Here is an 8566-nt window from a genome sequence, read left to right on the forward strand (position 1 = left end):
GTGTTACATAGAGATCGACGATTCGATCCTGGCCGAGCCGCGGCGACGAGACGTCGACGCGATATTCGTTTACTGGTGACGGGTTTTCACGAACTTGCTTGACGAGCGCCAGCAAAGGGCTTCCGAACGGCAGGAGCATATCGAGCGTGTTGCGGCTCAAGATGCTAGCGCTCGAACGGAAAAACGCTTCCGCGTCGGCGTTGGCGTAGGAAATATAGCCTGCATCATCAAGCATGATCACCGGATGCCGGATAGAATTCAGGACAATGCCTGCCAACCGGTCGTCCAGTATGGGACTATCTGGCGCTGTCATCACGCTACCTTCTTCATGTCATTTGCAGCCGGCCGCGAGAGCAGCGTGCGCAGGCGCCGGGCGACTTTGTGTGGATCTGTTTCCGTCATGACGGAGCCTCGCTCGGCCGGGCCAACGTCAACGCCATGCATTTCCAGATACCAGCCGAGATGCTTGCGGGCATGACGGATGCCCGTAGGCTCACCATAATGTGCCAGCATGGCTTCGTAGTGCGCCACCGCATAGTCGGCTATCATGTCACTGACACCCTGGCCGGTTCCATCGGCGATGGTTCCCGGAAGCCAAGGTTGGCCGTAGGCGCCGCGCCCGACCATCACGGCATCGGCTCCCGACGCTTCGAGAATCGCGACAGCGTCGGCTCGGTTCAAAACATCACCATTGGCGACGAGCGGTATCGTGACTGAGTTCCTAACCGCACGAATTGCGTGCCAATCGGCTTTGCCCTCATAGAATTGGCAACGCGTCCGGCCATGAACAGTCACCAGCCGCACCCCGGCCTGCTCTGCCCGCGCGGCGAGTTCAGGAGCGTTTACAGTCTCGTCATCCCAGCCAAGACGCATTTTCAATGTCACCGGAATGTTCACTGCCGCGATTGTCGCCTCGATCAGCGTCAAGGCGTGGTCAAGGTCACGCATCAACGCCGAGCCTGACAGACCACCGGTCACCTTTTTGGCGGGACAGCCCATATTGATATCAATGATATGCGCACCCTCGCCTTCGGCGATGCGTGCCGCCTCCGCCATCCATTTGGCTTCTCGTCCAGCGATCTGCACCACATGGGTTCCAAGCCCATCGCCTTTCAGGCGCAACAGATTGCCGCGTTCGCGCGTGCAAAGTTCAGCGCTGGCAACCATTTCCGATACGACCATTCCGGCGCCTGCCTGCCATGCCAATTGGCGAAATGGCAGATCGGAAACTCCTGACATCGGCGCCAGAAATACCCGGTTGCGCAAGAGCACGCCGCCTACATTAAGTGGTTGGTTCAGTTCGGTCACGCTTTGGTCTGCCTGTTTCGTATGCAATTTTGCAATAGCCTATCCTTTAGACAGGATCGTGCCTCTTCGCAAGGCAAACCGCATCGTCTCACGACCAGATTTCGACCAGCTTCCGACTTAAACCTCTGGTCTTTCGCCTTGGCAAAGGGTAACGCAGTTCGACGCAACGGAGAAAATTGTGCCGGGTAACACTAACGACAAGAAAATGCGGGTCGCCGCCGTCATTGTGGCGGCCGGGCGCGGTGAACGCGCTGGCCAAAGCGTTGAAGGACCGAAGCAATACCGCAAGATCGGTGGCGAAGCCGTCTTGTCTCATACGTTGCGCGCGTTTCTCGATTGCCCCCTGATCGATCATGTCGTCGTTGTTATCCACAAGGAAGACGCGGCGCTATTCGCCCAAGCTACCGGGGAGCATACCGAAAATATCATCACGGTCACGGGCGGTCCAACCCGACAGGAATCAACCCGTCTCGGACTTTTGGCGCTGAAGGACATAGCGCCTGATCATGTGTTGATACATGATGGCGTTCGTCCGTTCATTTCGGCGGATCTGCTCGAGCGGGTCATTTTCAACCTAACGCCACACATCGGTGTTCTGCCGGTCCTTGCAGTCTCGGATACATTGAAAGCGGCGGGGCATGATGCGATGGTCAGCGCAACCGTCCCACGCGCCGGCCTCTATGCTGCGCAGACCCCGCAAGCCTTTCCGTACGCACCGATTCTAACGGCGCATGATGCGGCGTTTGCTGCAGGCCGCTCTGATTTCACAGACGATTCGGCCATTGCTGAATGGCATGGTCTGCCGGTGCGGATCGTCGAAGGATCCGCCGACAATACGAAACTGACCTGGGCAAAGGATATCGATATGGCCGATGATCGTCTGTCACAGAAGTTCTCGGCCTATCCGGATGTGCGCACAGGAAATGGCTATGACGTGCATGCGTTCGAAGCGGGCAATGGCGTAACACTCGCCGGGGTGTTTATCGAACATGACTGCAAGCTTTCCGGGCACTCCGACGCTGATGTCGCGCTGCATGCGCTGACCGATGCCTTGCTGGCGACGCGCGGCGCTGGCGATATTGGCACGCATTTCCCTCCGTCCGATCCGCAGTGGAAAGGAGCGTCGTCGCGCATTTTCGTTGAGCACGCTGTGAAGATTGTGAAGGAAGCCGGCGGCCGGATCGCTAACGCAGATATCACATTGATCTGTGAAGCGCCCAAGATTGGCCCGCACCGAGAAGCAATGACTGCTGCATTGTCCAAAATGCTGGGCATTTCCCCAGACCGCATTTCGGTCAAGGCGACCACGAACGAAAAACTCGGATTCATTGGGCGTAGGGAGGGCATTGCGGCGATCGCCACGGTCTCCGTCATCTATCCGGGAGGACTGCCGGAATGAGTAGCCTGATCGCTGAGGCCAAGGCGACCGCCGTGCTTGAAGCATGCCGCCGCAAAGGTATCCTGCTTGCTACGGCCGAATCCTGTACAGGCGGTCTGATCGCAGCGTCATTGACCGACATCGGCGGTTCTTCCGACGTGGTCGACCGGGGTTTCGTTACCTACTCAAACGAAGCGAAGCACGAAATGATCGGCGTACCATTGCAATTGATTGCTGCGCATGGTGCCGTATCAGAGGAAGTTGCGCTGGCTATGGCTGCAGGTGCCCTCGCCCATTCACACGCTGGCCTCGCGGTCTCGGCTACAGGTATCGCCGGGCCAGGCGGCGGTACAGCGACCAAACCCGTGGGGCTTGTCTGGTTCGGTATGGCGCTCAAAGGGAAAGAGCCGATTGCCGCCCGTTCTGTCTTTGAAGATCACGGCCGCGCTTCAATCCGCAGCGCCGCCGTCAATTTTGCGCTGGATATGGTCTTGAAGGCTCTGTCCTCATCCTAGGATCGTTTTATGAGAAGCGCCATGCCGATCGACTCAGGCGCAACGGGTTGGAAACCAAATTTTGCATAGAGATATTTCGCCGGACCGTCGGCAATAAGGCTGACATAGGCACCGTCTGGCGCCTCTGCCTGCACGAAATCAACGAGGCTGGCGACGATGATTTTTCCCAAGCCCTTGCCTTGGTGGACGGGATCGACAGCGATATCAACAATCTGATAGAAGCAGCCATTGTCGCCAACGACACGGCCCATCGCCACAGTGTCCGCATCATAGCGAATGGTTGCCGCAAAGATCGTATTTGGCAGGCCCCTCTCCGCGGCTTCCTGACTCTTGGGGCTCAGCCCCGCGATTTCACGCAACCGCCGATAATCTTCGACAGCAGGGGTGCCAACATGCAGCTGATAATCCGGATCTTCGTGTATCATGGATTGATTTTCCCTCAGACCGTAGACGATTTCTCGCCTTTGCCATAAATCGCGTCCGCACGCTTTTCAAAGGCTTCGGTGAACTTTCGGAAAGCAATGTCGAACATCGAGCCCATCAGAAAGCCGAGCGTGCGGCTCTTGAACTCGTAGTCGATGTAAAACTTTACCGTGGAGTGTTCGGGATTGGCATCTGGTACGAATTGCCAGCGATTGTCGAGATAGCGAAAGGGTCCATCAATATACTTGGTCAGGATCACTTTCTCTTCCGGTTTCAACAATACCTGGCTCGTGAAGGTCTCGCGGATCAATTTGTAACCGACTGTCATGTCGGCAACCAGCAGGGTCTTGCCGTGGCTTTCCTTGCGGGAACGCACCTTCAAGCTTTCGCACATCGGCAGGAACTGCGGATAGCTTTCAACATCCGCAACCAGATCAAACATCTGTTCTGCCCGGTGCACGACCGGACGGTTCGTTTCAAATTTCGGCATTGGTCAAGCGCGGCCAGCGTGCAGCGCCTCGCGTGCAGCCTTCAACTTGGCGAAATCCTCACCGGCGTGATGCGACGAACGTGTCAGCGGGCTCGAAGCAACGACCAGGAAGCCCTTGGTCTTGGCAATCGTCGCGTAGGATTTGAATTCGTCCGGCGTCACATAATTGAGAACAGGATGATGCTTGCGCGTCGGCTGCAGATACTGGCCAATTGTCATGAAATCCACGTCGGCAGATCGCAAATCGTCCATCAGCTGCAAGACTTCGTTCCGCTCTTCGCCAAGCCCGACCATGATGCCGGACTTCGTAAAGATTGTCGGGTCCAGTTCCTTCACCCGCTGCAGCAGGCGAATGGAATGGAAGTACCGCGCACCGGGGCGGACTTTCAGATAGTTGGATGGCACTGTCTCGAGATTGTGGTTGAAGACGTCAGGACGGGCAGCAACGACGGTCTCCAGGGCGCCCTCCTTGCGCAGGAAATCCGGCGTCAGAATCTCGATCGTGGTTCCGGGCGAAATCCGGCGGATCGCATCGATTACATCGGCAAAATGCTGGGCACCGCCGTCGGCAAGATCATCGCGGTCAACAGAAGTGATGACCACATGTGACAAGCCCATCTTTTTGACAGCCTTGCCGACGTTTTCAGGCTCATTTGGATCGAGTGCCGTTGGCAGACCAGTTGCGACATTGCAGAAGGCGCAGGCGCGCGTGCAAATCTCGCCCATGATCATGAATGTCGCGTGCTTCTTGTCCCAGCACTCGCCAATATTGGGGCAGCCTGCCTCCTCACACACGGTGACAAGATTGTGCGAGCGTACAATATCGCGGGTCTCCGAATAGCCTTTCGACACGGGCGCTTTGACGCGAATCCAGTCGGGTTTCTTTAGAATCTCCGAATCCGGGCGATGTGCCTTCTCGGGATGGCGAAGGCGCCGCTTCTGATCGATCGTGTCGAGTACCGTTACCATAAGAATATCCTAGCTTGCGGCTCTGGACTTGCCAAAGACCCATAGAATGAGGATTGCGCCAGCCGTCGCAACGATGAGGTTTCCAAGAAATCCATAAAAATGGAAATCCAGAAGACCTGCCAGCGTACCCCCGACAAACGAACCGGCAATGCCGACGAGAATGTTCGTGAAGAGACCATGATCGCGGTTCATTGCTTTTTCAGCAACATAACCAGCGATGAAACCGACCAACAGCATTCCAACGAACCCGACACCGGGCATGCCCATGATACCGACAGATTGATCCACCTTGCTCTCCCCTCGCTAGCGCCCCGATGCGATTGCTATGGCACGCAACACAAGCGCCCATATAGCACCGAAAAGAAAACCACCCAAGCCGCAGGCGAAGGTCACAATCCACACACCCGTCCAACCATCAATCGCGATGCCGTTAACCGATATGGTGTTACCGGAAATCAGACTCAAGGTAGAAGGCACAAACCCAAGCACGAGGCCGACGAGTGTCGACCATTTGAGGATCAGCCAGGAAAGGCTGATCCAGGGTCTGCTGTCCTTGATGGTGACCAACAGGTCTTCAATCCTTTCGTTATCAGGCGTTCAACACGCGGCCATAGGCATCAAGCACGCTTTCCTTCATCATTTCCGACAAGGTCGGGTGCGGGAAGACCGTATGCATCAGTTCTTCTTCAGTCGTTTCGAGATTCATAGCAACGACAAAGCCCTGGATCAGTTCCGTGACCTCCGCTCCAACCATGTGCGCCCCGATCAACTGGCCAGTCTTCTTATCGAAAATGGTCTTGACCAGACCCTGATCTTCACCGAGCGCAATTGCCTTGCCATTGGCTGCAAACTGGAAGCGGCCGACACGTATTTCGTGGCCATTTTCCTTCGCCTTCGCCTCTGTAAGGCCGACCGAAGCAACCTGGGGATTGCAATAGGTGCAACCCGGAATCTTGTCCTTTTCCATTGGATGCACGCCCGGGAGGTTGGCTATCTTCTCGACGCAGATGACGCCTTCATGTTCGGCCTTGTGCGCTAGCATCGGAGGACCTGCAACGTCGCCGATCGCATAGATCCCAGGCACGTTGGTCATACCGTAACCATCGATGACGATGCAACCGCGATCGGTCTTAACGCCCAGAGCTTCAAGTCCGAGATTTTCGATATTGCCCTGGACGCCGATGGCGGAGATCAGGCGCTCAGCTGTGATCTTTTCGACCTTGCCGTCCTTGGTTTCGACATGGGCCGTGATCGAATTGGCAGCCTTCTCGACCTTGGTCACCTTGGCGTCGGTGATGATCTTCATGCCTTGCTTTTCGAACTGCTTGCGGGCGATCGCTGATATTTCAGCGTCCTCGACGGGCATCACAGTCGGCAACAGTTCGACGACGGTCACTTCTGCACCCATGGTGCGGTAGAACGAGGCAAATTCAATACCAATCGCGCCAGATCCCATCACAACGAGGGATTTGGGCATTTCCGGCGGCACCATGGCTTCGAAATAGGTCCAGATAAGCTTGCCGTCGGGCTCGATACCCGGCAGTGCCCGCGGACGCGCGCCAGTGGCGACGATGACGTGCTTAGCTGTATACGTGCCCTCGCCCAATACATTCTTGGGGACTGGATTTTGGGGCTCCATCGGCTTCTTCGACGCCTTAGAAACAACGATTTCACCGGGCTTCGACAATTTTGCCTCGCCCCAAATCACGTCAACCTTGTTTTTCTTCATCAGGAAGCCAACGCCGCCGTTGAGGCGGGCCGAGACACCACGCGACCGTTGCACGACGGCTTTGACATCGGCGGAGATCTTGCCTTCGATGGTCAAGCCATAATCCTTGGCGTGCTGGCCATAGTGGAAGATTTCCGCAGAACGAAGCAGGGCCTTGGTCGGAATGCAACCCCAGTTAAGGCAAATGCCACCAAGATGTTCGCGCTCGACGATGGCTGTCTTGAAGCCGAGCTGCGCGGAGCGAATAGCGGTAACGTAGCCGCCAGGGCCCGAACCAATGATGATCACGTCGTAATTATTGGCCAAGACCTTGGTCCTCCTAATTAAGCCCGAGTATCTCTCGAACGGTGGGTGCAATGGCTTTGCCAATTGCCCGTGTATTCTCTGCATCAAGATGAACGCCATCAATCGATGACGTTTTGGCGACCGAGCCGGCGTCGAAAAAAGCACAGTCGGCAAACTCGGCGGCATTCTTGTAAAAAGCTGCGAGTAGATGCGACTGCTCAATGCCACCTTCAAATATCAGTTTGAATTCTTCGCCTCCGGCCTCACCGAGGGGTGGTGGCGATATAATCAAAACTGCCGGTGCCTTGACATCAAACTGATATGGCGCCGTGCGTACTATTTCGATCAAACGCTGCATTCCTCGCTTGGCACCCAAGGCATTGCCACAAAGCACATGCTTCATGTCGTTGGTGCCAAGCATGATGATAACGAGATCGAGTGGAAAATGCGTGCCAAGTGCGGTGGTCAGCGTCTTGGCCGCATTGCGTTCAAACCCGGACAGATGATCGTCATAGGCAGTCGTGCGGCCATTCAGGCCGTCCGCGATGATGTGAACGCCATCACCGAGTTCAACCTGCAGCACCTCCGGCCAACGATCCTTGAGAGCATGGCGTCCCGATCCGTCGGGGATATATCCCCATGTCAGCGAGTCGCCATAACAAAGGACGGTTTTCATGGCGCTTCTCAGACCAGCATGCCCATCGGATTTTCGATGTGCCGCTTGAAGGCCTGCGCAAGTTCTGCACCAAGCGCACCGTCAACGGCACGATGATCCGTCGAAAGCGTCACCGACATGACCGTCGCAACGGTGACCTCGCCCTTCTTGACGACCGCACGCTCTTCACCTGCGCCGATCGCTATGATGGTTGCGTGCGGCGGATTGATGATTGCCGCGAAATCCTTGACGCCAAACATGCCAAGGTTGGACACCGCGGTAGTGCCACCCTGATATTCCTCGGGCTTCAACTTCCGGTCACGGGCCCGCTTGGCAAGATCCTTCATCTCGTTCGAAATGGCGGAAAGCGTTTTCTGCTCTGCCTTGCGGATAATCGGTGTGATCAGTCCACCTGGAATCGACACGGCAACACCGACATCAGAATGCTTGTGCTTGACCATATTGGATTCCGTCCACGAAACATTCGCCTCCGGAACGTCGCGCAGCGCCAAAGCCATGGCTTTGATGATCATGTCGTTGACGGAAAGTTTGTAGGCCGGGACATCACCCTTGTCCGTCTTGCGCATCGGCGAAGCGGCGTTGATCTGTGCACGTAATGCAAGAAGTGCATCGAGCTCGCAATCCAGCGTCAGATAGAAATGCGGAACCGTCGACTTGGCCTCGAGCAGGCGCTTGGCGATCGTCTTGCGCATGCCGTCATGCGGTACGAGGTCGTAGGAACCTTCCTCGAACAGCTTCAGGACGGCATCGTCTGACATGGGCTTCGGCGCGGCAGCTGGAGCTGTCGCTGGTG

At 56.3% G+C, this 8566-nt stretch carries 12 protein-coding genes; 2 read left to right on the forward strand and 10 right to left on the reverse strand.

Features of this window, described 5'->3' with window-relative positions; translation table 11 throughout:
- Positions 1 to 313: PAS domain-containing protein (locus tag AAAC48_RS10845; protein ID WP_340654179.1), on the reverse strand; the 313-nt coding region annotated here is incomplete at its 3' end.
- Positions 313 to 1308, reverse strand: coding sequence for a tRNA dihydrouridine synthase DusB (gene dusB, locus AAAC48_RS10850; protein WP_340654180.1), 996 nt, complete (start codon positions 1306 to 1308; stop codon positions 313 to 315). The genes dusB and AAAC48_RS10845, both read right to left, overlap by 1 nt.
- Before the next feature lie 205 nt (positions 1309 to 1513).
- On the opposite strand from dusB, the gene AAAC48_RS10855 reads away from it, so the two are divergent.
- Both AAAC48_RS10855 and AAAC48_RS10860 read left to right on the forward strand, forming a co-directional pair.
- Entirely contained in the window at positions 1514 to 2707 is a 1194-nt protein-coding gene (locus AAAC48_RS10855) for a bifunctional 2-C-methyl-D-erythritol 4-phosphate cytidylyltransferase/2-C-methyl-D-erythritol 2,4-cyclodiphosphate synthase (protein ID WP_340654189.1), read from the forward strand.
- Positions 2704 to 3201 (forward strand): nicotinamide-nucleotide amidohydrolase family protein, encoded by a 498-nt coding sequence (locus AAAC48_RS10860; RefSeq protein WP_340654181.1) that lies wholly within the window; start codon positions 2704 to 2706, stop codon positions 3199 to 3201. The genes AAAC48_RS10855 and AAAC48_RS10860 overlap by 4 nt, the downstream gene beginning before the upstream one ends.
- Here the strand turns inward: AAAC48_RS10860 and AAAC48_RS10865 are convergent.
- From AAAC48_RS10865 to AAAC48_RS10900, 8 genes are all read right to left on the reverse strand, one after another.
- Entirely contained in the window at positions 3198 to 3626 is a 429-nt protein-coding gene (locus AAAC48_RS10865) for a GNAT family N-acetyltransferase (RefSeq protein ID WP_340654182.1), read from the reverse strand. The two genes, AAAC48_RS10860 and AAAC48_RS10865, sit on opposite strands and share 4 nt — an antisense overlap.
- A 14-nt stretch (positions 3627 to 3640) precedes the next feature.
- The gene (locus AAAC48_RS10870; RefSeq protein ID WP_340654183.1) at positions 3641 to 4114 is read right to left on the reverse strand and encodes a type II toxin-antitoxin system RatA family toxin; all 474 of its coding nucleotides are present in this window, start codon (positions 4112 to 4114) and stop codon (positions 3641 to 3643) included.
- Positions 4115 to 4117: 3 nt separating this feature from the next.
- Positions 4118 to 5083 (reverse strand): lipoyl synthase, encoded by a 966-nt coding sequence (lipA, locus tag AAAC48_RS10875; RefSeq protein ID WP_340654184.1) that lies wholly within the window; start codon positions 5081 to 5083, stop codon positions 4118 to 4120.
- 9 nt (positions 5084 to 5092) lie between these two features.
- A complete protein-coding gene (locus AAAC48_RS10880; RefSeq protein ID WP_340654185.1) occupies positions 5093 to 5371 on the reverse strand; it encodes a GlsB/YeaQ/YmgE family stress response membrane protein in 279 nt (92 codons plus the stop codon).
- 15 nt (positions 5372 to 5386) lie between these two features.
- Entirely contained in the window at positions 5387 to 5650 is a 264-nt protein-coding gene (locus AAAC48_RS10885; protein ID WP_340654190.1) for a hypothetical protein, read from the reverse strand.
- 22 nt (positions 5651 to 5672) lie between these two features.
- On the reverse strand, positions 5673 to 7118 hold the full coding sequence (lpdA, locus tag AAAC48_RS10890; protein WP_340654186.1) for a dihydrolipoyl dehydrogenase: 1446 nt from the start codon (positions 7116 to 7118) through the stop codon (positions 5673 to 5675).
- A gap of 13 nt (positions 7119 to 7131) precedes the next feature.
- Entirely contained in the window at positions 7132 to 7773 is a 642-nt protein-coding gene (locus AAAC48_RS10895) for an SGNH/GDSL hydrolase family protein (RefSeq protein WP_340654187.1), read from the reverse strand.
- 8 nt (positions 7774 to 7781) lie between these two features.
- The coding region (locus tag AAAC48_RS10900; protein ID WP_340654188.1) for a 2-oxo acid dehydrogenase subunit E2 at positions 7782 to 8566 on the reverse strand (785 nt) is incomplete at its 5' end.

The sequence above is a fragment of the Phyllobacterium sp. genome, assembly GCF_037994405.1.
Classification (GTDB): domain Bacteria; phylum Pseudomonadota; class Alphaproteobacteria; order Rhizobiales; family Rhizobiaceae; genus Phyllobacterium.